Source organism: Campylobacter sp., from assembly GCF_052170435.1.
GTDB lineage: Bacteria > Campylobacterota > Campylobacteria > Campylobacterales > Campylobacteraceae > Campylobacter_A.
Window position 1 is genome coordinate 32,118 of sequence record NZ_JBQNAN010000002.1, and the last position, 22,937, is coordinate 55,054.

Here is a 22,937-nt window from a genome sequence, read left to right on the forward strand (position 1 = left end):
CGGCAAACTTAGCCGATAAATTTGACGTCCGTAAATTCAGCCAAATTTAGAGGCTAAATTTGAATTCTAAATTTGGCCGAGCGCTACCATAGACTCTGAAATTTCAAAATCTTACCGCATGGCGCACGGGATTAAAAACTCTTTAGATTCCCGCTTGCGTAGTTTGCGATCAAAAATATAAAGCAATGAAATGATAAGACTAAAAGCAAGATTAAGATTAACCGCAAGGAAGCTTAAAATCGCCTTTTTTATTAGCCTGATCGCTTATGCTTTGGCTGCTTTGAGCTTATTAGCCGTACCCGAAGACGTCTTGTCCGCTCACGCGGTTTTTAGAGAATTTACGACGTTTATGGCGGATTTTTATCCTGCTATAAACGCGGCGCAGACCAAAACCACCTTTGGCGACGTAGCGGCGTTTCATCTTAGTTATTTATGCTTTTTTATGCTAGTTTGTTTGGTGCTTGCGGGGCTTTGCGGCGCAGTTAGCGGCATTACCGATAGACTCAAAGGAAACAAAAGCAACGCCCAAGCGCTTTCGCAAGATATTATTTTATTTGCGCTTATCGTATGCTTTTTAGTCTTTGGCGGGCCGCTTGGTGATCTTTTCTCCGGCTATAGGATATGGCACACTTATCGCCTGACGCGAGAGTTTACGATGCAGATAAGATTTGAGCTATTTTTTTACTATGATATGATCGGCTTTGGTATTGCGAATTTTTGCGTGATGATGTCGGCGTATCTTATTATGCAGATTTGTAGGCAGCTGCGGGCGTTCATTTTGCTTAGGGCTCGCCAAACGGCTACGTTTTTCGGGCGTCGCTAGGCTAGGCGGTAAAGTTTGTTTGAAATAAAGTCAAATTTGACCGCTTTAATGCGAGAAACGCTAAATTTAAACGGCTAAAACCATAAATTTAAGCCGTGCGGCGTATTTGCTTCATTTTCATGCGGATAAGGTTTGCTTGTAGCAGCGTTTCCTCTTTGTCGTACGAGTTTGCGAGCCGCTCTAGCGCCTCTTTGGCAAGTTTTTCGGACTCGCTTAAATCATTTTTTGCGCTCAAATCATCTAGCAGCTTTGCGTTTGCTTTCGCCGCGCTCAGGCACAAAAAGTCAAAACATATGCAAAATACGAGCAAAATCTGTGCGCACGGGACGTAAATGCTAAAAATATCCCTTGAAATTATCGCCGTAATAAGCCCGCAAAGTAGCTCCAAAAGCGCCAAGCGAAACGAAAAAACGTAAAAATACCGTTCCTCTAGCCTTGCAATCAGCGAAAATCCAAAAAGTAGCGCATCTAAAAGCAACCCGGAAGCTAGCCCGCCGAAAACATTTGCCGACGCACCCCAAGTAAAATCAAAAATGATATTTTGCGAAACCAGCGCGATATAAAGTGATAAAATGCACGCGGGCGCGAACATGGCTAGGCTAAATTTAGGGTCCTGCAAGCAAAGGCGCGCGGCAAATTTGATAAAAGCATAAAATTTCGCCAAAACGCCGAAAGCAAAGTATCCGACCGCCGATAAAAACAGCACGCAAGCGCAGAAAAATACAATCGCAAAAGTCGTTTCGCTCAAATTTTCTCCTTTTTGTTTTTAAATTTTATAGTTTTTGTCGTTTAACTTTGTTTAATCGAATTTAGCTTTGCCTCGCCAGCTCTCGCTCAAATTTAACCCCAGCTTAAGCATAAGCTTATATACTTTGGCTTTAAATTTAAGGCGGCAAATGAGATCTCAGAGCGAATTTTTTGGCGTTTTCATCACGCTTCTTGGCGGCGTATTATGGGGCTTTAGTGGCGTTTGCGGGCAGTATCTGTTCACGCAAAAAGGCGTCAGCGCCGACTGGCTCGTGCCATACCGTTTGAGCCTTGCCGGGCTTGCGATGGTGGCGTACTATTTAGCGCGTTCGCCGCGCGCGGCCCTCGCACCGCTAAAAGATCGCGCGCTTTTGCCGCAGCTGCTCATCTATGCCGTATTTGGGCTCATGATGACGCAGTATGCGTATTTTTACAGCATCGAGCTCTCAAACGCCGCCGTCGCGACCGTGATCCAGTACTCCGCACCCGCGCTCATCCTCGCCGTCGTTTGCTTTTTAGAGCGGCGCGCGCCTAAAAAGGTCGAGCTTATCGCGCTCATTTTGGCGGTGCTGGGTGTCGTGCTGCTCGCCACCCACGGCGATCTGGGATCGCTCGTTATCAGCGCGGAGGCGCTGGTTTGGTGTCTCATTAGCGCGCTTGGTGTCGTGATTTATAGCCTCATCCCCACGAAGCTAAATCAAAAATACCCCGTCCCGTTAAATTTAGGCTGGGGCATGGCGATCGGCGGCGGCGCGCTCGCGCTTTATACGCGGGTTTGGCAACTAGGCGGCGTGAGCGACGCGGACGGCTTTGCGGCGCTTGCTGCAGTGGTGATTTTGGGCACGATATGCGCGTTTAGCTTTTACATGACGGGGCTAAAGATAATAGGTGCGAGCAGGGCGAGCATGATCGCGTGCATCGAGCCCGTTAGCGCGGCGGCGTTTGCCTATTTTTGGCTGGGGACGGAGTTCGTGTTTCTTGATTTTGCGGGCTTTACGCTCATTATCTCGTGCATATTTTTGCTGGCTAAAGATAGGAAAAAGGCGTAAATTTGGAGGAGAGATGATCTATTTGGCGCAGACCGATACGACGGCTGGATTTTTGAGTAAGGATTTTCGCGAGATAAACGCGCTAAAACGCCGCCCTCTTGACAAACCATGTCTCATAACCACAGCTAAATTTGGCGAGCTAAAAAATCTCGCTCGTGTGCCCGCTAAATTTAAAAATTTAGTGCGCCGTGCGAGGAAAACGACGTTTTTGTATCCGAACACTAGAGCCGTGCGCGTCGTAAAAGAGTGCGCTCACGAGGAGTTTTTGAGGCAATTTGACTGGCTCTACTCCAGCAGCGCAAATTTAAACGGACAAAACTTCGACGAAGCCTGGGCGAAAGCGGCGGCGGATCAGGTCGTGGATCAAAATTTCAGCCAAAACGCAAGCTCGAAAATATATAAAATTTCAAAAACGCGCCTAAAACGGCTGAGGTAGTTTGTCTAGGCCGCATCTAGCCGTTAATAATTTTCTTTACCGCTAAAGCCGCCAAATTTAACCCAAAACACGCCGTTACGCCCATAAAACTGCCCAGCTTCACGCACCTTGGCAGCTCGGTCGAAAACACGACGTCAAATTTACCTTTAAAGCCCGCTTTTTTAAGTTCGGTGCGTATTTTTTTGGCAAACGGGTCGTTGCAAGTCTGCCAGATGGAGGCGACCTTGATCTGCGTCGGATCTACGCGCTTTGCCCCGCCCATCGAACTGATGAGCTTTTCGTGCGTTTTTAGTGCGAGCGCGATCTTAGCCGGAACGTCGTCGATAGCGTCGATCACGAGATCAAAGGGTGAAAAGTCGAAATTTGCGATAAATTTGGGCGTCATCAGCTCTTGTAGCGCCGTTACGCACTCGTATCGTGCGGCAAATTCGCCGACTTTAACGGCGCCGACTGCTTCGCTGTAAATTTGACGGTTTTGATTGGTTATATCAAAAATATCTTTGTCTATAACGGTGATTTGACCCACGCCTGAGCGAGCTAGTGCGTCCGCACAGACTCCGCCCACGCCGCCCACGCCGCAGATTAGTACGTTTGCGTTTTGAAGCTTCTTAAAATCATCGCCGAACAGCCAGCGAGATCTCGTAAATCGGTCGTTTTGATCCAAAATTTCCTCGCTCAAATTTGATCCTTTAGCGCGGTTTTTAAGCCTTGCAAGCTCGCGTGCGCGGTCATATCGAGCATGATCGGAGTGAGCGAGGCGAAACTCTCGCTAAGCACGCTGATGTCGGACTCGCCGTTTTGTTCGTAGTCTAAATTTGACGGCTGTCCGAGCCAGTAGTACTCGACGCCGCGCGGGTTGCGGTGGAGCATGGCGTGCGTGGCGTAGCTGCGTCTGCCTGCGGGAACTATGCGGTAGCCTCTAAATTCGCGGACGGAGACGGCGGGGATATTTACGTTTAAAAACTGACGCGGCGGTAGGGAAATTTCACCGTTTAGTACGCGCGGAACGATAAATTTGACGGCTTGTTGCGCAAGAGAAAAGCCTAGTTTTTCGATGCTGTCGTTTTTATAAAACTGCGAAAACGCGATGCTAGGCACGCCCTGCAAAACGCCCTCCATAGCCGCTCCGCACGTGCCCGAGTAGGTGATGTCCTCGCCTACGTTGGCGCCGTGGTTTATGCCGCTCACGACTAGATTGGGCGGCCTTTTATAAAGCGCGTGAAGCGCGAGATAGACGCAATCAGCGGGCGTAGCGTCGTCGAGTTTGTAAAAATCGTCGTCGAGCTTGATGAAACGAAGAGGCCTAGTTAGCGTAAGAGAGTGCGCGCAAGCCGATTTTTCGCTGCTTGGGGCTACTATCGTGACGCGCGTGTCCGGTAGTTCGCGCAGCGCGCTAGCTAAAGCGTGCAAGCCGCTAGCCTCGAACCCGTCGTCGTTTGTGATTAAAATTTCTTTCAAATTTATTCCTTTTTATCACGATTAACTCAAATTTGACGAGCGCATAGCTTTCAAATTTTTAAAGAAATGATTTTAGCACAGCTTTTATTATTTAAATTTAAAGTTTTGGGCTATGTTGGATATTGTTTACTTTATATTTTAGTTTTTAAATTTTATTCAAATTTAAGATAGTAAATATATTATATTATATAATACCGAAATAGATTGAAATCAATCATAATAAATTGATAACAACTATTGTTATATTTACACAGTATAAAAATAAGCTTTAGATTTAATTTTAATTATATTAGGAAAATAAATGAGAATTTAAGCGAACTAATAATAGAATACCGGCTTATAAATAAAGTTAAGTTTTATTTAAATTTATAATGGAGGTTAGAAAGCCCGTCATGGAAAACACGAAGAAAAAAGCATCCATCTGGGTCATTCTTTTGTTGCTATCGTTTGGAGTGGTTATCGGTCACGGACTATACACTTTTTACTATGCCAAGGGATTTTCATACTTTAGTCCGGATCCCGCAGCCTGTAAAAATTGTCACGTGATGAATCAAGTCTACGAAAGCTGGTCAAGAGGCGGACACCAAAACGTTGCGACCTGTAACGACTGCCATTTGCCGCATGATTTTATAGGATATTGGATCATGAAGGCTCAAAGCGGCCTAGGACACGCGTATGCCGTTACTTTTAAAGATAATCCTTATGCATTTACCGCAAACGAAAAAACAAAAAGAGTCGTTCAGGAAAACTGCATGGACTGCCATAAAGAGTACGTCTCAAACGTTATCGATCCGCGCGCCATAGGAGTGGCAAAACCGTTTGATAAAAATCTCAAAGAGCATCAAGACAACTCTAACGAGCCTTTAAGATGTGTATCTTGCCACCGCGAAGCGGGACATGCGCATAACTTTTAAAATTTAACAGGAGGATAAAATGAAAAACAAAGTGTTGTATGTAGCTACTTTCTTAGTGGCTGTCGTACTCGGTGCGGCTATGTTCGCGCTTTTTACGGATATCGGCGCTAAAAAAGCCGAAGAAAAGATGTATCCGCTAATGCTCAATAAAGTAAGCGAACTTGAGCCTGATTTTGAAAAATGGGGCGCAAATTTCCCAAATCAGCTCGATGCTTACAAAAAAATGGAGCATAAAAGCGACGCAAATCCAAAAGGAAGCGAATTTGTAGAAACGGCTTTCGGTGGCGATTTACCTTATAGCAAGATTATTCGCTGGCCTGCGGCTACGGTGTTTTGGAACGGCTATGCGTTTGGCGTGGATTACAGCAAACCGCGAACCCACTACTATACCCAGATAGATCAGATCGAGACCAAAAGAAACGACAAAGAGTTTTTAAACTCTCACGGACTTCCAGCGTTTAAAGGCCAACCGGGCGCTTGCGTAAACTGCCACACCGGCTATCTAACCGCGCTTCAGCTAGATCCAGACTACAAACTAACCGAGGATCCGACTCCGGCAGCTAGCTTGCCTATGCCTTTCTTTGACGTAATGCCTAAAGAAGAGGGCGAAAAGAGAAAAGCAGCATGGACGAAGATGAACTCTATTCCGTATTTTGACGTCATGAAAAAAATCGCGGCTAAACACGGCGAGAGTATCCACGGATCGCATCTAGGCAGCACCTGTGCGGACTGCCACCACCCGGACGATATGAGCCTAAGGGTAACAAGACCGGGATTTGTAAACGCGATGGTAGGACGCGGCTACGAAGCTGACGCTAAAAGCGGCATAAAAGCTACTAGAGCGGAGATGAGAAACTATGTTTGTATGCAGTGCCACGTCGAGTATTATTTCGGTAAAGACCAAACCCTAACTTTCCCTTGGACTTTCTGGAAAAAAGATCAGCCGTTTAAGATCGAAAATTTCGACCAGTATTACGACGATCAGTTAGCCAAAGAGGATGGATTTAAATTTGACTACATCCACAAAGATACCGGCGCTAAAATCATCAAGATGCAGCACTCAGAGGCTGAGCTAAGCTCAACCGGTATCCACGGAAGAAGCGGTGTAACGTGCGCAGACTGCCACATGCCGTATAAACGCGCCGGAGCTCAAAAGATCACCGAGCATGAAATTTTAACTCCGCTTGCCGATATAAACGCGGCCTGCAAAACTTGCCACCCGCAAAGCGAACAAGTGCTAAAAGATAGAATTTCATTCGTACAAAATCGCCACGCTTACGAGCTAAGAAACTGCGAAAATGCGCTACTTTCTTTGATCCAAGACGTAAAAACGGCTAGAGCCGAGCTGGCTAAGCATGAGAAATTTGCTTCGATCGCCGATGAAAAAGAGAGAAAAGAAGCTATCAGTAAGGCTCTTGAAAAGACTCTTTACTTACACCGCAAAACCCATATCCGCTGGGACTTCGCATTTAGCGAAAACAGCTACGGCTTCCACGGAGACGAAGAGGCGGCTAGAATCCTCGGACAATGTAAAGAATTTGCTCGCCAAGGACAAATCGAGCTAGTTAACGAGCTTGCGCCTTACGGCATCAGCATCAAGCTAACTCAAGAGGCTACTCCGGTTCCTGCGCCTGCTTCTTTAGGACATAAATATCCTATCGGCGTAGCGCCTACCGAAGCTATGAAAAAAGCCGACGAAGACGTTAAGAACCTAAATTTTAAATAAACCCCAAAACCCAAGGCCTGCGGGCTTTGGGTTTTTAAATTTACGCATTTATCCTTCAAATTTCAAAATCCGAATTTTACTTATAAATTTAAATTTTATTGTTTATTTAGCCGTTTTAGGCGATAATCTTCATCAAATTTAAAGGAGAAAATATGCTTAAAAAATTTATTTTTGCTGCTCTTGCGGCTAGTCTGGTTTTCGGCGCGCAGGATCTTGCGATCAAGGCAAAACCGTCGTCGAATTTTGAGCAAAGCGCAGAAGAGGAATACGATGAATCGCAAGCGCGCGTAGATGAGTGCATGCAAAAAGATAGCTCGACTGCAGGCATGATTCAGTGCATAGACGCCGAATTTGCTATCCAAGATAAACTACTAAACCAAAATTACAAAAAAGCCATGAGCGTACTAAACGACGAAAATAAAAAGAAACTAAAAGACATCCAGCGTAAATGGGTGGCCTATAAAGAGGCCAAGTGCCCGTTTGTGCCGCCTATGGGTACGCTTTATGCCGTAACGGCTGCTGATTGTTACCTTCAGATGACTAAGGAGCGCGCCAGAGAGCTTGCAAACTTAGCCGAGGACTTTGAGGGCAATCAGTGAAGCTACTCGTCTCTTGTTTAGAGGCCTCTGCAAATTTGCACTTCGAGCAGGTTTTAGAGCATCTGCCAAAGTGCGAACTAAAGGGCATTTTTGACGAAAAATTCGGCGAGCCTTTTATGCGAAGCTCGGAGTTTTCCGCGATGGGCTTCGTGGAGGTTTTGCCGCTTTATTTTAAGGCAAAACGCGCGATAAAAGAGATGACTCGCCTTGCCGCAGAGTGCGACGCCGTGCTACTTATCGATAGTCCCGCCTTTAACCTTCCGCTGGCTAAAGCAATCAAAGAAGTAGGCATCAAAACGCCCGTGACCTACTACATCTTGCCGCAAGTGTGGGCGTGGAAGGCCGGACGCGTGGCGAAGGTTGAGGCCTACTGCGATCATTTGGCTTCGATTTTGCCGTTTGACGGGATGTACTACAACCGCTCGCGCTACGTCGGACACCCGCTGCTTGACGAGCTGCGAGTGCGAAAAAACGAGCTTTTGCAAAGCGGCAAGATCGCTTTTATGCCCGGATCCCGCCGCGCCGAAATTTCGCGCTTGATGCCGATTTTTCGCGAAGTAGCGAGCCGCATAAAGGACAAAGAAAAACTACTCGTCGTGCCGCCTTTTTTGGCAAACGAAATGCAAATTTACGGCGACGTTAGCGACTTTAGCGTGGTTACGGATGCGCCGCGCGCGCTTTTGCAAAGCGAGTTTGCCTTCATCTGCTCGGGCACCGCGACGCTGCAGGCCGCGCTCGTGGGCACGCCGTTCGTGCTAGCTTATAAAGCTAAAGCAATCGACATAATGATCGCGCGGATGTTTGTGAAGCTACGCCACATCGGGCTTGCAAATATAATGTTTGATTTTATGGGCGAAGCGGCGCTACATGAGGAGCTACTGCAAGAGGAAGTAACACCCGGCAATCTAATAAAAGCCTACGAGAGCTGCGATAAAGAGAAATTTATCAAAGGCTGCGAGAAGCTGCGAAAATACCTAAAACACGGCTCTGCGGCTAGCGTAGCGCAAATCATAACGAATAAAGGATAAAAAATGACCGAACCGATGACGCTTTTCGGATATGAAAAAATCACGAACGAACTAAAGAACCTAAAAACCGTCGAGCGCCCCAATATCGTTGAGGAGATCGACATCGCGCGCAGTCACGGCGACCTAAAAGAAAACGCCGAATACCACGCCGCGCGCGAAAAGCAGGCGTTTATCGAGAGCCGTATAGCGGAGCTTAGCGACATAGTAAGCCGCGCCAAGGTAATCGACCCCGCAGAATACGAGCACGATAAGGTAAAATTCGGCTCCACGGTCGTCATCATGGACGTAGAAACCGAGCTAGAAAAAACCTACACGCTAGTGGGCACGCCGGAGAGCAACCTAGAGCGCGGTCTCATCTCGATAAACTCGCCTCTAGCCAAACAGCTAATCGGCAAGAGCGAGGGCGACGAGGTCGCGCTAAATTTGCCAAACGGCAGAAGCGACGTCGAGATCGTATCCGTTAGCTATAAACCGATCAAATTTTAAAGCCGATGACCGCGTTTAAAACCGTTAAATTTATGCGCTGGGCAGCTAAATTTGAGCATTTAAATTTAACTACGGCGTTTGCCGAGTTTTTCAAATTCGGCTCGCTAAATTTAAAACCACTAGACGCTAATTCGGCGCTACAAAAAGTAAAATTTGATGCCTGAGCAAATCGTCATAAAAAGCGGCGCGATCTTTATCGCCGACTCGCACGAAAACGAAAATCGCGAAAATTTCTGGCATTTTTTGTGCGCGTTAAAAAGCGGCGAGATAAAGACGCCGCAGCTGTTTTTGATGGGCGATATGTTTGATTTTTTGGCTAGCGAGTGCGAGTTTTTCGTCAAATTTTACGAGCGATACGTCCGCGTGATCGACGAGCTGGGCGAGAAAATGGAAATTTATTATTTCGAGGGAAATCACGATTTTAACCTAGCAAGGCTTTTTAAAAACGTCAAAGCCTATCCTATCGGCGCCCAGCCGGTTAAATTTGCCACTGAGTGCGGACAGAGCGTGCTTATCGCGCATGGAGATATATTTTTGCCTTTTGTTGCAAAATACGCTTTGAGGTTTTTGCGTGTCAAAGTTTTTTTAAAAACGATGAATTTTTTCGATAAATTTTTAAATTTTAGGCTCTCGAAACGAATTTTAAACAAGCTTAAACGAAAAATTTTAGATTATAAAATACCGAATTTTAAGAATTTAGCCGAGGCGAAAATGCGCCGATATAACGTATTTTACGAGGCTGACGTCGTTATCGAGGGGCACTATCACCAAGGCGAACAGTACACGATAGGTAAACAAAAATATATAAATGTTCCATCTTTTGCATGCGAGCAAAGCTATTTTGTAGTAGAATACGGCCAAAATATTAAGTTTGCTCGAAAGAGCGTAAAGGTTTAGAATGCTTAACAACGGCACATTAAAAACCGGTTCAAACGAGATGGAGCTTGTTGATTTTCGTATCTTTAAGCAGGCGGGAGACAAGGTATATGAGGGCATATACGGCGTCAACGTCTCTAAGGTGCGCGAGATCATCAAGATGCCGAATTTGACCGAGCTTCCCGGAGTACCCGAGTATATCGAGGGGATTTTTGACCTGCGCGGCGTAGTTATACCCGTTATAAATTTAGCTAAATGGATGCAGATAAACGAGCCTAAAGACTCGGCAATCAAGCCTCGCGTCATCATCGCCGAATTTAGCGAGATTTTGATAGGTTTTATCGTCCATGAGGCAAAACGCATCAGGCGCATAAGCTGGGCGGATATCGAGGCGGCGACTTTCGCCTCAAATGCAGGAACGCTAGATAAAGGTAAGATCACGGGCGTAACCCGCATCGAAAACGACGAGGTCTTGCTCATACTTGATCTTGAAAGCGTCGTTGAAGAGCTTGGCATATATAGCCCGAAAATAGAAGTAGAGATCGATCAAAACAAGCTTTTAAATGGTCTAGCGCTCGTGCTAGACGATAGCTCGACGGCTAGAAAGCTCGTCAAAGATACGCTTGAGAAAATGGGGCTAAAAGTGGTTGAAGCAAAAGACGGCATAGAGGGGCTTGATAGAATGCAAGATCTTTACGAGATGTACGGCGATAAGCTTGATAGCCATCTAAAGGTGATTTTAAGCGATATCGAGATGCCGCAGATGGACGGATACCGCTTCGCATCGACGATAAAAGATGATCCAAGATATACGGGAATTCCTATTATATTTAACTCTTCTTTGAGCAAAGACTACACCGAAGCTCAAAGCAAAGAGGCTGGAGCCGCCGCGTATCTAACCAAATTTGACGCGACGCTATTTTACAACGAGGTGCTTCGCGTGATCGAAGCGAACAAGAAATAAGGGGGAAATCATGGATGATATGAAAGAAATAATGGAAGACTTCCTAGTTGAAGCCTTCGAACTGGTAGAACAAATAGACCATGACCTCATAGAACTTGAGTCAAATCCCGAAGATTTAGAGCTTTTAAATAGAATTTTCCGCGTCGCTCATACGGTTAAAGGATCATCTAGCTTTTTAAATTTCGACATCCTTACTAGGCTCACTCACCACATGGAGGACGTACTAAACAAAGCCCGCCGCGGCGAACTAAAGATAACTCCCGATATCATGGATGTGGTGCTAGAGTCAGTGGATATGATGAAAGGGCTACTACACGGCATCAGAGATAGCGGCAACGATACGGACGTAGGCATCGAGATAGAAGATATATGTAAAAGACTAACCGCGATATCCGAAGGCGAAGCCCCGAGCGCTGCCGCTAGCGAGCCTGTTCCTGCAGCGCCTGAGCCTGTAGTGGAGGCGCCGATAGAGCCCGAGCCAGAACCCGTTAGCGATGAAAATTTATCAAATTTAAGCGACGACGAAGTCGAAGCCGAGATAGAAAGGCTACTAAAAGTAAGAAAGGCTGAGGATCAAGCAAGACGCGCTCAAAAAGCGGCCGGAGGCGAAGCGCCAAAGCCTGCCGCACCGGCTGCGCCGCAAGCTCCTGCGCCGTCAAATTCGGCTCCTGCTCCAAAAGCAGCTCCCGCAAAGCCTGCCGATAAAAAAGAGGATAAAAAAGTTCCCGCTCCATCAAGCGGAGCTAACGCGGACGAGCAGACTATACGCGTCGAGGTTAAGCGCCTAGATCACCTGATGAATTTGATCGGCGAGCTGGTGCTTGGCAAAAACAGATTACTCAAAATTTACGACGACGTCGAGGAGAGGTACGAGGGCGAAAAATTCCTTGAGGAGCTAAATCAAGTAGTATCTAGCCTAAGCCTAGTGACTACCGACATCCAGCTAGCCGTTATGAAAACGAGGATGCTGCCTATCGCGAAGGTGTTTAATAAATTCCCTCGCATGATCCGCGATCTAAGCCGCGAGCTAAATAAGCAAATCGACCTTGAGATTACTGGTGAGGAGACGGAGCTTGATAAATCTATCGTCGAGCAAATCGGCGATCCGCTCGTGCATATGATAAGAAACTCGTGCGACCACGGTATCGAAGACGGCGCGACAAGACTGGCCGCGGGTAAACCGGAAAAAGGCACCATCCAGCTAAAAGCCTACAACGAAGGCAATCATATCGTAGTCGAGATCACCGACGACGGTAAGGGACTAGATGCCGATATGCTAAAATCTAGATCAATAGAAAAAGGCATCATCACCGAGCGCGAGGCCGATGCGATGAGCGATAAAGAGGCGTTTGGACTTATATTTAAACCTGGATTTTCGACTGCGGCGAAGGTAACTAACGTAAGCGGCCGCGGCGTGGGAATGGACGTCGTAAAAACCAATATCGAAAAGCTAAACGGTATAATCGATATCGAAAGCGAAGTGGGCAAGGGTACGACGATGAAGCTAAAGATCCCGCTCACGCTAGCGATCATACAGTCGCTTTTAGTCGGAGCTCAGGAGGAATTTTTCGCTATCCCTCTAGCAAGCGTCTTAGAGACCGTGCGCGTACCGATCGACGATATCTATACGATCGACGGCAAAAACGTACTCAGACTACGCGACGAAGTGCTATCGCTAGTTAAGCTCTCAGATATCTTCGGCGTCAAACAGGTCTTTGATGGCGGAGATCAGACCTATGTGGTCGTTATCGGCGTAGCGGAGGCGAAGCTTGGCATCATCGTAGATAGCCTCGTAGGACAAGAAGAGATCGTCATAAAATCAATGGGCGATTATCTCCAAAACATCCCGGGAATCGCAGGCGCCACGATAAGAGGCGATGGTCGTGTAACTCTAATCATCGACGTGGGTATGATGATGGAGATGGCAAAAGATATAAAAGTAGACATAAAAGCCAGTATGGAAGCCTCAAAGAGCGTCAAAGAAAAACCGAGCGATTATAAGGTGTTAATCGTCGACGACTCGAAGATGGATAGAACTATAATGCAAAAATCGCTAGCCCCTCTTGGCGTAACGGTTATAGAGGCTACTAACGGCGTCGAGGCTCTAGCTATAGTAAAATCGGGCGAACACGCGCTTGATGCGATGCTGATAGATATAGAGATGCCGAGAATGGACGGCTATACGCTGGCAGCTGAAATCAGAAAGTATTCAAAATATAGAAATTTGCCGCTCATAGCGGTAACTTCAAGGACCTCAAAGACCGACAGGCTAAGGGGCGTGGAGGTAGGAATGACCGAGTACATCACCAAGCCGTATTCGTCGGATTACCTTGAAAACGTAGTTAGAAAAAATATCAAACTAATAGGATAGAACATGAACGACAAATTAAATCAGGTTCTAAAAAAACAAAAAAGTCAGGTGATGGATCCGAGCGAAAAAGAGCGCGAGGAGATCGTCCAGCTAGTCGGTTTTATCGTGGGCGACGAGGAGTATGCGATACCTATTTTAAATATCCAAGAGATCATTAAGCCGATCGAATACACTCGCGTGCCTAGCGTGCCGGACTATGTTTTAGGCGTGTTTAACCTGCGCGGTAGCGTCATCCCGCTAATCGACTTGAGAAAGAAATTTTCTCTAAATGCCGCAAAACCTAGCCCAAGCACGAGGTATATCGTGATGAAAGAGGGCGATAACGTCGCGGGATTTGTGATCGATAGGCTAACGGAAGCCATCAGGATACAGCAAAACAGGATCGATCCGCCGCCTGAAACGCTTTTAAAAGACAAAGGCATGATTTACGGTATCGGCAAAAGAGATAACAATATCCTTACGATTTTAAAAGTCGAAACATTGCTAAAACGCGATTTTTAGGGTCAAATTTGATAAAGCTTTGCGTATTTGATTTTGATTCGACTCTGATGGACGGCGAAACGATAGATTTTCTAGCCGCGGCAAAGGGCGTTGGCGATGAAGTTAGCGAAATAACGGCAAAAGCGATGGCGGGCGAGCTTGATTTTTTCGAGAGCTTGACGCGCCGCGTATCGCTTTTAAAGGGGCTTGAGCTCGCTAAAGTAGATGAAATTTGCTCAAATTTGCCGCTAATGCCAGGAGCTGCCGAGCTAATCACCCATCTAAAAAGTAAAGGCGTCAAGGTCGTAGTTTTTAGCGGGGGATTTCACTCGGGCACCGATAGAGCGCAAGAGAAGCTCAAATTTGACGCTAGCTTTGCAAACATCCTGCACCACAAAGACGGCGTCTTAACCGGACTCGTGGGCGGCGAGATGATGTTTGGCTTTTCAAAGGGCGCGATGCTTGTAAATTTGCAAAAAATGCTCGGTATCTCAAAAGAGCAGACGATGAGCGTGGGCGACGGCGCCAACGACCTATCCATGTTTGAGCATTCAAATTTGAAAATCGCGTTTTGCGCGAAGCAAATTTTAAGGCAAGCGGCAACTTGTTGCGTGGATAAAAAAGATTTGCGCGAGATCATAAATTTGATATAAAAAGGCGAGAAAAATGTTTAATAACGATATAAATTTTTCACTGTGGTGTGACTTTATCGAGCGCGACTTTTTGCAAGACGAGTTTGAAAATTTACTTCAAATAGGCGCTATTAACGGCGTTACCTCAAATCCATCCATCTTTAAAGCCGCGTTTTTGTCGGACTCCTACAAAGACGTCATGGGCCAAATGGGCAAAAAATATCCAAAGGCGCTTTACGAGGCGCTCGCGGTGCAAGATATCAAGATAGCCGCGACCAAGCTTTTGAGGCATTATGCAAACGGCGACGACGGGTTTGTTAGCATCGAGGTCGATCCTAGCTTTTGCGATAACGCCGCAGCTACGGTGGACGAGGGCGCTAGGCTGCACGCGGAGATCGGCATGCCAAACGTCATGATCAAAATCCCTGCGACAAAAGCAGGCTTTGAAGCGATGAGCGCACTAAGCGCGCGCGGTATCGCGGTAAATGCGACGCTGATTTTCTCGCCGGAGCAAGCCGTAGCGTGTTTGGAGGCTTTTGAAGAGGGCGTGAAGGCTTATGAGAAGAAATTTCCGCTAACGCCACTGCCAAAAAGCGTGATTAGCATTTTTGTTAGCAGATTTGATCGCTTGCTAGATGAAAAAATGCGCGAAAACTCGCTACCGACGGGCCAAATCGGCATCATGAACGCGACTAAAATTTATAAAATCATAGAAAATAAAAGCTTGCCGACGACGCGCGCGCTTTTTGCTAGTACGGGCGTAAAGGGCGATGAGCTGGCAAAGGATTATTACGTAAAAGAGCTCATGTATCAAAATGCGGTAAATACGGCTCCGCTTGATACTATCAAAGCATTTATCGCGGGCAAAAACGAACCTAAAACCGCAGTTAGCGATGACAGTATAGAGAAATTTTTTGGCGTAGTAAAAAGAGCCGACATAGACATGGAAAAGGTTTACAAAGACTTGCTAAACGACGGTTTAAAGCAGTTCGTGACGGCATTTGAAGATATAATGAAAGCACTAAAATAACTAGGAAGCAGCCATGAAGCCTTTAAGATTTACTTCTGTGAACGAAGAGGACGTTAAAGACTACGAGCCCATCGGTTCTAGCATTAAATTTGATAGCCAAGACGATGTCCTAGAGAGTATTATTAAGCTCAACGCAAGTATTTTAAAAAGCGAAATAGAACATGGCAGGAATAAAAGATCGCACGAAGAGCAAGGGGTGGTGCCGCTAAAAGCGGACGACGCCGTGCGCGAAGAGGCTGCGGCGCAACCGGAGTCTAAATTTGAAGAGATCGGCGGGTTTGATGATTTGCCAAAGCTAAAGCCAATTGACGACGAGCTTGCAAAAGACGAGGAGCAAGAAGAGCCGGGTAAGATTGATAAATTTGATGCATTTAGCGAGTCTACCGAGCTCGAATCAAAAAGGCAAGAGCTAAGCGAAAATTTACAAGCTATCAACGAGGCTCTAAATGAAATAGACGCGCTAGACGAGATGCCTGCGCAAGAAGACGAAAACGACGAAGAGGCTATTTTTGTGGCATGGAAAGAGCCGCAAATAGAAAAAGATACGCAAGAAATAAGTGAATTTGACCAAGACGGCGAAAAATCGGACGTTTCTTGTTTTGAGCGTTTGCAAGAAACGGTAGTAATGAAGCAGATTTCTAACGAAAAAGATCAGCTTTTAGACTTTTTAAGGGATGAATTTGCTTCAGTAGAGCTTGATGGTGATGAAGAAGAAGCCACAGATAAATTTTGCGCAAGCCAAAGCGATCAGGATAAATTTGATACTGAGGAAGACGAGAATCTTGAGAGTAAATTTGACTCTATCAAAAACGAATTCGATATCGTTAAAAATGAGATAAATTCCGATAAAGCGCAGTCAAATTTAAACGCTGATTTTTGGGATGTGCCGCAAAGCAAAGAGTTAGAGGATAAAGGTTTTCTAAAGATTGATGAGTATGCGGATTCAAGCGTGCTTGAGGAGCAAATTTCAGAGTTAAATTTGACACAAACGCAAGAAGAAACTAGTAAAGGGGTGGACCAGGTGCAAACTATAGGCGATACGCAAGAAAGCCGAGCAAATACGGCAAAAGAGCCGGAAGCAAGACCCGTTAGGCGTAGAGATAGGGCTGCGCTTTTAGCCGAACTTGGCATCGGTATGGAAGATGAAACTTTCGGGACGCCGATTAGAACCACGGTGCCGCAGAGCGACGAAGAGAACGAAAAAAAAGCCGAAATGAAGGTTATACTGGATGGGTATCTAACAAAACTTATCGAGCTTGGCGGTAGCGACCTGCACGTAAAATCTAATAAAGCAATTCGCGGTAGGTTTAACGGCGAGATATTCACGATGGGTGATCAAATTTTAGATTATGACAGTTCTGTAATTCTTGCCAAGGAAATTTTAGGGGCAAATTATTACAATCTTATGAAAAAAAAGAGCGTGGATTTTACATATAAATTAAACGACGACTACCGTTTCCGCTCTAACGTCTTTTTGCAGATGGACGGCGTATCTTTCGTATTTAGAACGATTCCGACGAAAATTCCTACGATGTCGGAGCTTTTATTGCCGCCGGTTATTGAAAAGCTTTGCAATAAAGTAAATAGAGGTATCGTCCTAGTAACGGGACCTACCGGTAGCGGTAAAACGACGACGTTAGCTAGTATGATAAATCACCTAAATCACACGAAAAACTACCATATCGTCACTATCGAAGATCCGATCGAGTTTATATACAGCGACGATAAAAGCGTAATAAATCAGCGCGGTATCGGCCAAGACGTCGATAGTTTTGCCGACGCGTTAAGAGCATCTTTGCGCGAAGACCCGGATGTTATATTCGTAGGCGAGATGAGGGACCTAGAGACTGTTAGAACCGCGATAAATGCAGCAGAAACCGGCCACTTGGTACTTGCCACGCTACACACGCTTGATGCTAAAGAAACTATCGGTCGCGTCATAAACATGTTCCCTAAAGAGGAGCAAAACCGCATTAGGATGACCTTTGCTTCGGTTGCGGAGGCTATCATATCTCAGCGTCTAGTCGTAACTACGGGAAATAAACGCCGCGTCGCTTGCGAAATAATGATAAAAAACATAAGAATAAGGGATATGATCCTAGAGGATAGAGATAGCGAAATTTACGATGCAATAGAGCAGAGTAGAAACACCTATCAGATGCAGACTTTCGAGCAGCATCTGCTTGATATGTATACTTCGGGAATTATTACAAAAGAAGAGGCTCTAAAGAGTGCGGGTAGAAGAGAAAACCTTGATATTAAAATCAAGAGCGCCGATCTTGCTAAAAAGCGAGCTATGCTTGCTTCTATCGAAGAAGATGCTGCGCTTTTAAAAGAATTTCAAAGCGACGTTATCGCGCTTAAAGATATCAAGTAAGGCGAAATTTATATAAATTTGGGTATTATCGGCTTCTATTTTTCAAGAAAGGAAAACGATGTTAGAAGGTATCGTTAGAGAGAGTATCGGTAAAAAGGCGTCAAAAGCCTTGAGAAGAGATGGTTATCTAATCGCCAACATTTACGGCAAGGGATTAGAGAATGTGCAAGCCGCTTTTAAAATCAACGATTTTATAAAAGAGGTTCGCAAAAAAGAGAGCCTTGCGTTTGACGTAAAAGTAGGCGGAAAAACCTTAAAAGTCGTAGTAGTCGAATATCAAAAAGACCCTGTGACAAACGCGCTAAAACACGTTGATTTAAAGGTTGCGCTTCCAGGCGTCGTCTCAAAATACATGATCCCGGTTAAACCTTACGGAGCTCCGGTCGGTCTAAAAAATAAAGGCGTTTTGATCATCTCAAAAAGGCGCTTAGCCGTAAAATGCACGGCTGAAAATTTGCCGAATTCATTTGACATAGACGTTAGCGGTCTTGATATAGACGACACTGTCCTAGTGCGCGATATAACCGTTCCTGCGGGCGTTACTATGATCGATGCTGACCGCGTAGCGGTTCTAGGCGTAATAAAAGCTAAATAAGGCTAGCCTTGATACTCATAGTCGGACTGGGGAATCCCGGTCCCGAGTACTCCAAAACAAGACACAATGTCGGCTTTATGCTGATAGATAGACTCAAAAACTCAAATTTTACAGATGTAAGCTCGACCAAATTTCAAGGCGAGCTATTTAAAATTCAAAATTTACTTCTTTTAAAACCGACAACCTTTATGAACCTAAGCGGACGAAGCGTAAAAGCCGTTGTCGATTTTTACAAACCTGAGCGCGTTATCGTTATTCACGACGATCTTGATTTAAATTTCGGCGTTGTTAAATTTAAAAAGGGCGGCGGAAACGGCGGGCATAACGGGCTAAAATCAATCGACGCGTTAATGGGTGCAGACTACGAGCGCGTGCGTATCGGTATCGGTAGAAGCGCGCATAAAGGCGAAAGTGCGGTAACCGGCCACGTACTTGGCGAATTTAACGCAGAGGAAAAAGAGGGATTGGAAAAAATTTTGGACTACTGTGAAAACGCGCTAAATGAGCTTATAAAAACTGATATCGACGCCGTTTCGCAAAAATTCTCAACCAAAAAAGGTATTTTGTGAGAGGGTTAAATTTGGTATTTGCGACTTTTGCGGTTTCTCAAATTTTGCGGCTTTTTAAAGCGCTAAAAAATCGGTTAAATTTAAAGTCAAAATTTAAAACCGTACACCAAATTCTCTTTACAGCAAATTTTATAAATTTACTTAAAAATTTTACTATCAAATTTATAAAATTTACGAAAAATGCTGTTTTTTCGCAGGCTTGTCTTTTATCCAGAGCCGCATTTTTATTAAATTTAATGCAAAAAACAGAGCTGTTTAAATTTGGTATTTTTAAAAGTGTCACTCTTGTCCGCCGTCTCGCGTACGCAAAATTTGATTTAAAAGGCCATAAATGAATCTTTACGCGCGTTACGTCGGCTGGCTTTATTTTAAATATTTCGTGATTTTATTCATCGCGCTCACGCTTTTTTACGTCGGCATCGACATCCTAACCAACCTAAAAGACATGCCCGCAAGCGCGAACCTAAAGCTGCTTTACTTCGGCCTCACCTCGCTCACGGCGGTAAACTACGTCCTACCGCTCGCGCTCATTTTTGCGCTTATAACTAGCAAATTTAGCATGATCCGCAGTAACGAGCTGGTTAGTTTTTATGCGCTGGGTATCGATAAAAATCGCCTGATAAAACCGCCTTTTTATATCGCGCTTGCCATCACGCTCATTTACGTCGGGCTAAATTTCACGCCATTTGCCTACGCTTACGAGTATGGGCGAAATATCGTCAAACTCTCGAATTTATCGCGCACGAGCTCGGATATTTTCTTAAAATTCGAAGGCAAATTTGTCTACATGGACAGCCTAAATCCTATTAGCGGCGAGGCAAAAGACGTGCGGATATTTGACATAGACAGCAGCAACTTGCGCAGCGCTACCTTCGGCGAAAGCGGGAAGTTTATAGACGATGCGTGGCTTTTAAAAAACGCTAAAATCGTAAATTTGCCGCAAAATATTAAGCTTGGCGAAAAGGGACTTGATATCAAAACGCCAAGCGAGCTAAAAACGCTTGAAAATTTTAAACCAAAAACCATAGAAAGCGCGTCGGCGGAGAGCTCGGCGATCACGATTCCCGATGCGGTGGATTATATTTTGGCGTTTAAAGACGAAGGTATCGGGCTAAATTCGACCAAAACTACGCTTTATAACCTCACTTTTGCGCCTTTTTTTGCGCCGTTTATGGTGCTCATTATTTACTATTTTTTGCCGATTACCGGACGATTTTTTAATCTCGCCTTAAAAAGCTTTATCTTCACGATCGCCTCGCTTTGCGTCTGGGGTGCGCTTTTTGTGATGATGAGATTTGCTAGAAACGGCGTCGTCTCGCCCGAGGTCGGCGTGCTTTTACCGATTATTTTACTCGGTGCTTACGCTTTTTATCTGCGTTTTGGGAGTCGTTAAGAGAGATTTAGGCAAAATTTCTGTAAAATCTAACTATTTTTAAACAAGGTCGGTTATGGATTTTACGAATTTAGCGCAAAAATACGGCACCCCTCTTTACGTTTACGATTTTGACTACATGGCACACCGCTATGAAGCGCTAAAAAACGCGTTTCACGCAAGAAAATCTCTCGTATGCTACGCCGTTAAGGCAAACTCAAATTTAAGCGTTTTGAAATTTTTAGCCGGGCTTGGAGCCGGATTTGACTGCGTAAGCGTAGGCGAAGTTAGGCGCGCGCTACTAGCGGGGGCTAAAAGCTATCAGATAATCCTAAGCGGCGTGGGCAAGCGCGACGACGAGCTCAAATTTGCTTTAGAAAATGAAATCTTGATGATAAATTTAGAAAGCGAAGCTGAGATGAACCGCCTAGAGGCTATCGCAAAGCAGCTCGGCAAGTCCGCTCGCATCAGTATTCGCGTAAATCCAGACATCGACGCTAAGACTCACCCCTATATCTCGACTGGACTAAATGAAAATAAATTCGGCGTAGATCTGCAAACGGCAAAAAAAATGTACCTTCACGCCAAAAATTCGCCTCATCTAGAACCGGTCGGTATCCACAGTCACATCGGCTCGCAGATAACCGATATCAAGCCCGTTATCGAAGCGGCAAAGATCGTGGCAAATTTGACTAGAGAGCTAAAAGCCGCGCAAATCGACATCAAATTTTTTGACGTCGGCGGCGGCATAGGTATCGTTTACGGCGATGAAAGCGAGCCTGATCTATACGAATACGCGCAGGGTATCTTGGCAAATTTAAGCGGCCTGGACGTCACGGTAGTTTGCGAGCCGGGACGCTTTATCGTCGGCAATGCGGGATATTTTCTAACCAGCGTGATTTACGAGAAATTTAATAAAGAAAAGCGCTTTGTCGTCGTGGACGGCGCGATGAACGACCTTATCCGACCGAGTCTTTATCAAGCTAGGCATAAAATTTTTGCTCTTAGCGGCAGCAAGACTCTTTGCGAGTGCAAAAAAGAGCAGCTTCGCGAGCTCAAATTTGCCCCTTGCGACGTGGTCGGGCCGATCTGCGAGAGCGGCGATTTCCTCGCAAAAGACCGAAATTTACCGCCTCTAAACCCAGGCGATCTCGTCGTCATCAAATCAGCGGGCGCATACGGCTTTGCGATGAGCAGCAACTACAACACTCGCGGACGTGCCGCAGAGGTTGCGGTAAAAGGCGGCGAGGACTTTTTGATTAGGCGCCGCGAGAGTTTTGAGGACGTAGTGGCGCTGGAGCGCGAATTTCTAGACTAGGGAGCGAAAATGCAAAACATAAACGACCTTAGAAGCGAGATAGATAAGATCGACGACGAGGTGCTAAAGCGCCTAAATGAACGCATGAATTTCGTGCGAAAGATCGGCGAGTTAAAGCAAACCAGCGGCAGCGCGATCTACCGCCCCGAGCGCGAAAGAGCGATCCTAAACCGCCTCGAGGGGCAAGACTCCGCCTTTTTAAACAAGGCCGCGATCGAGGCGATCTATCTTGAGATTTTCGCCGTCAGTAGAAACCTTGAGATGCCCGAAAAGGTCGCCTATCTAGGGCCTGAGGGCACCTACACGCACCAAGCCGCGGAGAGTCGTTTCGGCGCGATGAGCGCGTATCTGCCGCTAGCTAGCATCGAGGCGGTTTTTACGAAACTAAAGCACAAAGAGGCCAAATACGGCGTCGTTCCGATAGAAAATAACACCGAAGGCGCGGTAGGCGCGACGCTAGACTGCCTCGGACGGTTTGATAGCGTCAAGGTCGTAGCCGAAATTTACATGGATATTCACCACATTTTTGCGAGCAAATGCGAAAATTTAAAAGACATTAAACGCATCTACTCGCACCCGCAAGGCTACAATCAGTGCCGCAAATTTTTAGACGATCACATGCTTTCATCAGTCGAGTTTATCCCGGCAAAATCGACCGCGCAGGCCGCGCAGCTAGCTAGCAGCGAGCCAAATTCGGCCGCCATCTGCTCTAAGATCGCAGCCAAGCTTTACGGCGTGCCGATCTTGTTTGAGACGATCGAGGACAACGCCGCAAACCGTACGAGATTTTTTATATTAAGCGATTTTAAAAACGAGCGAGCGCAAAAAAATAAAACATCCATCTTAGCAAAGACCGAGCACCGTCCGGGCGGGCTCGTGGAGCTGCTACTAGCCTTTAGAGACGAGGGTATAAACATAACCAAACTAGAGAGCCGCCCGATAAAACAGCGCGAATTTAAAGCGAATTTTTATATAGATTTCGAGGGGCACATCGACGACGACAACGTCCAAAAAGCGATACAAAAAGCGATAAGCTACGGCCATGAGATCGCATGGCTGGGAAGCTACGTCGCGTGGGAGGAATGAG

The 22,937-nt window shown here is 45.8% G+C and carries 24 protein-coding genes; 21 read left to right on the forward strand and 3 right to left on the reverse strand.

Annotated elements, in window-relative coordinates; all coding sequences use genetic code 11:
- Positions 1-190: 190 nt before the first annotated feature.
- Positions 191-823: a hypothetical protein gene (locus ACTTJF_RS01620; RefSeq protein WP_442550470.1), complete on the forward strand. Its 633-nt coding sequence runs from the start codon at positions 191-193 to the stop codon at positions 821-823.
- Positions 824-911: 88 nt separating this feature from the next.
- Here ACTTJF_RS01620 and ACTTJF_RS01625 read toward each other — a convergent pair whose 3' ends face one another.
- Entirely contained in the window at positions 912-1,571 is a 660-nt protein-coding gene (locus ACTTJF_RS01625) for a hypothetical protein (protein WP_442550471.1), read from the reverse strand.
- Between the two features lie 148 nt (positions 1,572-1,719).
- Between ACTTJF_RS01625 and ACTTJF_RS01630 the strand changes: the two genes are divergently transcribed.
- Both ACTTJF_RS01630 and ACTTJF_RS01635 read left to right on the forward strand, forming a co-directional pair.
- On the forward strand, positions 1,720-2,619 hold the full coding sequence (locus ACTTJF_RS01630; protein ID WP_442550472.1) for a DMT family transporter: 900 nt from the start codon (positions 1,720-1,722) through the stop codon (positions 2,617-2,619).
- 13 nt (positions 2,620-2,632) lie between these two features.
- Positions 2,633-3,055, forward strand: coding sequence for a Sua5/YciO/YrdC/YwlC family protein (locus ACTTJF_RS01635; RefSeq protein ID WP_442550473.1), 423 nt, complete (start codon positions 2,633-2,635; stop codon positions 3,053-3,055).
- Between the two features lie 16 nt (positions 3,056-3,071).
- Here the strand turns inward: ACTTJF_RS01635 and ACTTJF_RS01640 are convergent, their stop codons facing one another.
- Together ACTTJF_RS01640 and surE are read right to left on the reverse strand one after the other, a co-directional pair.
- Positions 3,072-3,734 (reverse strand): tRNA threonylcarbamoyladenosine dehydratase, encoded by a 663-nt coding sequence (locus tag ACTTJF_RS01640; protein WP_442550474.1) that lies wholly within the window; start codon positions 3,732-3,734, stop codon positions 3,072-3,074.
- On the reverse strand, positions 3,731-4,513 hold the full coding sequence (gene surE, locus ACTTJF_RS01645; RefSeq protein ID WP_442550475.1) for a 5'/3'-nucleotidase SurE: 783 nt from the start codon (positions 4,511-4,513) through the stop codon (positions 3,731-3,733). Before surE ends, ACTTJF_RS01640 begins: the two co-directional genes overlap by 4 nt.
- Positions 4,514-4,905: 392 nt before the next feature.
- Here surE and nrfH point away from each other — a divergent pair, with 392 nt between their 5' ends.
- The 18 genes from nrfH to pheA all read left to right on the forward strand — a co-directional run bounded on the left by nrfH (position 4,906) and on the right by pheA (position 22,936).
- A complete protein-coding gene (gene nrfH, locus ACTTJF_RS01650) occupies positions 4,906-5,427 on the forward strand; it encodes a cytochrome c nitrite reductase small subunit (RefSeq protein ID WP_442550476.1) in 522 nt (173 codons plus the stop codon).
- 19 nt (positions 5,428-5,446) lie between these two features.
- Positions 5,447-7,153 (forward strand): ammonia-forming cytochrome c nitrite reductase subunit c552, encoded by a 1,707-nt coding sequence (locus ACTTJF_RS01655; protein ID WP_442550477.1) that lies wholly within the window; start codon positions 5,447-5,449, stop codon positions 7,151-7,153.
- A gap of 152 nt (positions 7,154-7,305) precedes the next feature.
- On the forward strand, positions 7,306-7,752 hold the full coding sequence (locus ACTTJF_RS01660; protein WP_442550478.1) for a lysozyme inhibitor LprI family protein: 447 nt from the start codon (positions 7,306-7,308) through the stop codon (positions 7,750-7,752).
- Complete coding sequence (gene lpxB / locus ACTTJF_RS01665) at positions 7,749-8,780, forward strand: lipid-A-disaccharide synthase (protein WP_442550479.1); 1,032 nt, start codon at positions 7,749-7,751, stop codon at positions 8,778-8,780. Before ACTTJF_RS01660 ends, lpxB begins: the two co-directional genes overlap by 4 nt.
- A 3-nt stretch (positions 8,781-8,783) precedes the next feature.
- A complete protein-coding gene (gene greA, locus ACTTJF_RS01670) occupies positions 8,784-9,266 on the forward strand; it encodes a transcription elongation factor GreA (protein WP_122868651.1) in 483 nt (160 codons plus the stop codon).
- 5 nt (positions 9,267-9,271) lie between these two features.
- On the forward strand, positions 9,272-9,430 hold the full coding sequence (locus ACTTJF_RS01675; RefSeq protein WP_442550480.1) for a hypothetical protein: 159 nt from the start codon (positions 9,272-9,274) through the stop codon (positions 9,428-9,430).
- The gene (locus ACTTJF_RS01680; RefSeq protein ID WP_442550481.1) at positions 9,423-10,163 is read left to right on the forward strand and encodes a UDP-2,3-diacylglucosamine diphosphatase; all 741 of its coding nucleotides are present in this window, start codon (positions 9,423-9,425) and stop codon (positions 10,161-10,163) included. Before ACTTJF_RS01675 ends, ACTTJF_RS01680 begins: the two co-directional genes overlap by 8 nt.
- A 1-nt stretch (position 10,164) precedes the next feature.
- Positions 10,165-11,106, forward strand: coding sequence for a chemotaxis protein (locus ACTTJF_RS01685; RefSeq protein WP_314071321.1), 942 nt, complete (start codon positions 10,165-10,167; stop codon positions 11,104-11,106).
- A gap of 10 nt (positions 11,107-11,116) precedes the next feature.
- Positions 11,117-13,477 carry a hybrid sensor histidine kinase/response regulator gene (locus tag ACTTJF_RS01690; protein ID WP_442550482.1) on the forward strand — a complete coding sequence of 787 codons (2,361 nt, stop codon included), beginning with the start codon at positions 11,117-11,119 and terminating at the stop codon, positions 13,475-13,477.
- Between the two features lie 3 nt (positions 13,478-13,480).
- Positions 13,481-13,978 (forward strand): chemotaxis protein CheW, encoded by a 498-nt coding sequence (locus tag ACTTJF_RS01695; RefSeq protein ID WP_122863207.1) that lies wholly within the window; start codon positions 13,481-13,483, stop codon positions 13,976-13,978.
- 8 nt (positions 13,979-13,986) lie between these two features.
- Complete coding sequence (gene serB / locus ACTTJF_RS01700) at positions 13,987-14,610, forward strand: phosphoserine phosphatase SerB (RefSeq protein ID WP_442550483.1); 624 nt, start codon at positions 13,987-13,989, stop codon at positions 14,608-14,610.
- Between the two features lie 13 nt (positions 14,611-14,623).
- Positions 14,624-15,619, forward strand: coding sequence for a transaldolase (locus ACTTJF_RS01705; protein ID WP_442550484.1), 996 nt, complete (start codon positions 14,624-14,626; stop codon positions 15,617-15,619).
- A 13-nt stretch (positions 15,620-15,632) separates the two neighbouring features.
- The gene (locus tag ACTTJF_RS01710; protein ID WP_442550485.1) at positions 15,633-17,996 is read left to right on the forward strand and encodes a type IV pilus twitching motility protein PilT; all 2,364 of its coding nucleotides are present in this window, start codon (positions 15,633-15,635) and stop codon (positions 17,994-17,996) included.
- A gap of 58 nt (positions 17,997-18,054) precedes the next feature.
- Entirely contained in the window at positions 18,055-18,591 is a 537-nt protein-coding gene (locus ACTTJF_RS01715) for a 50S ribosomal protein L25/general stress protein Ctc (protein WP_442550486.1), read from the forward strand.
- Between the two features lie 8 nt (positions 18,592-18,599).
- Positions 18,600-19,160 (forward strand): aminoacyl-tRNA hydrolase, encoded by a 561-nt coding sequence (pth, locus tag ACTTJF_RS01720; protein WP_002947280.1) that lies wholly within the window; start codon positions 18,600-18,602, stop codon positions 19,158-19,160.
- Positions 19,161-19,491: 331 nt separating this feature from the next.
- Positions 19,492-20,553 (forward strand): LptF/LptG family permease, encoded by a 1,062-nt coding sequence (locus ACTTJF_RS01725; protein WP_442550487.1) that lies wholly within the window; start codon positions 19,492-19,494, stop codon positions 20,551-20,553.
- Positions 20,554-20,608: 55 nt separating this feature from the next.
- Positions 20,609-21,850, forward strand: coding sequence for a diaminopimelate decarboxylase (gene lysA, locus ACTTJF_RS01730; RefSeq protein WP_442550488.1), 1,242 nt, complete (start codon positions 20,609-20,611; stop codon positions 21,848-21,850).
- Positions 21,851-21,859: 9 nt separating this feature from the next.
- Positions 21,860-22,936 carry a prephenate dehydratase gene (pheA, locus tag ACTTJF_RS01735; protein WP_442550489.1) on the forward strand — a complete coding sequence of 359 codons (1,077 nt, stop codon included), beginning with the start codon at positions 21,860-21,862 and terminating at the stop codon, positions 22,934-22,936.
- The last annotated feature ends 1 nt before the right edge of the window (position 22,937 follow it).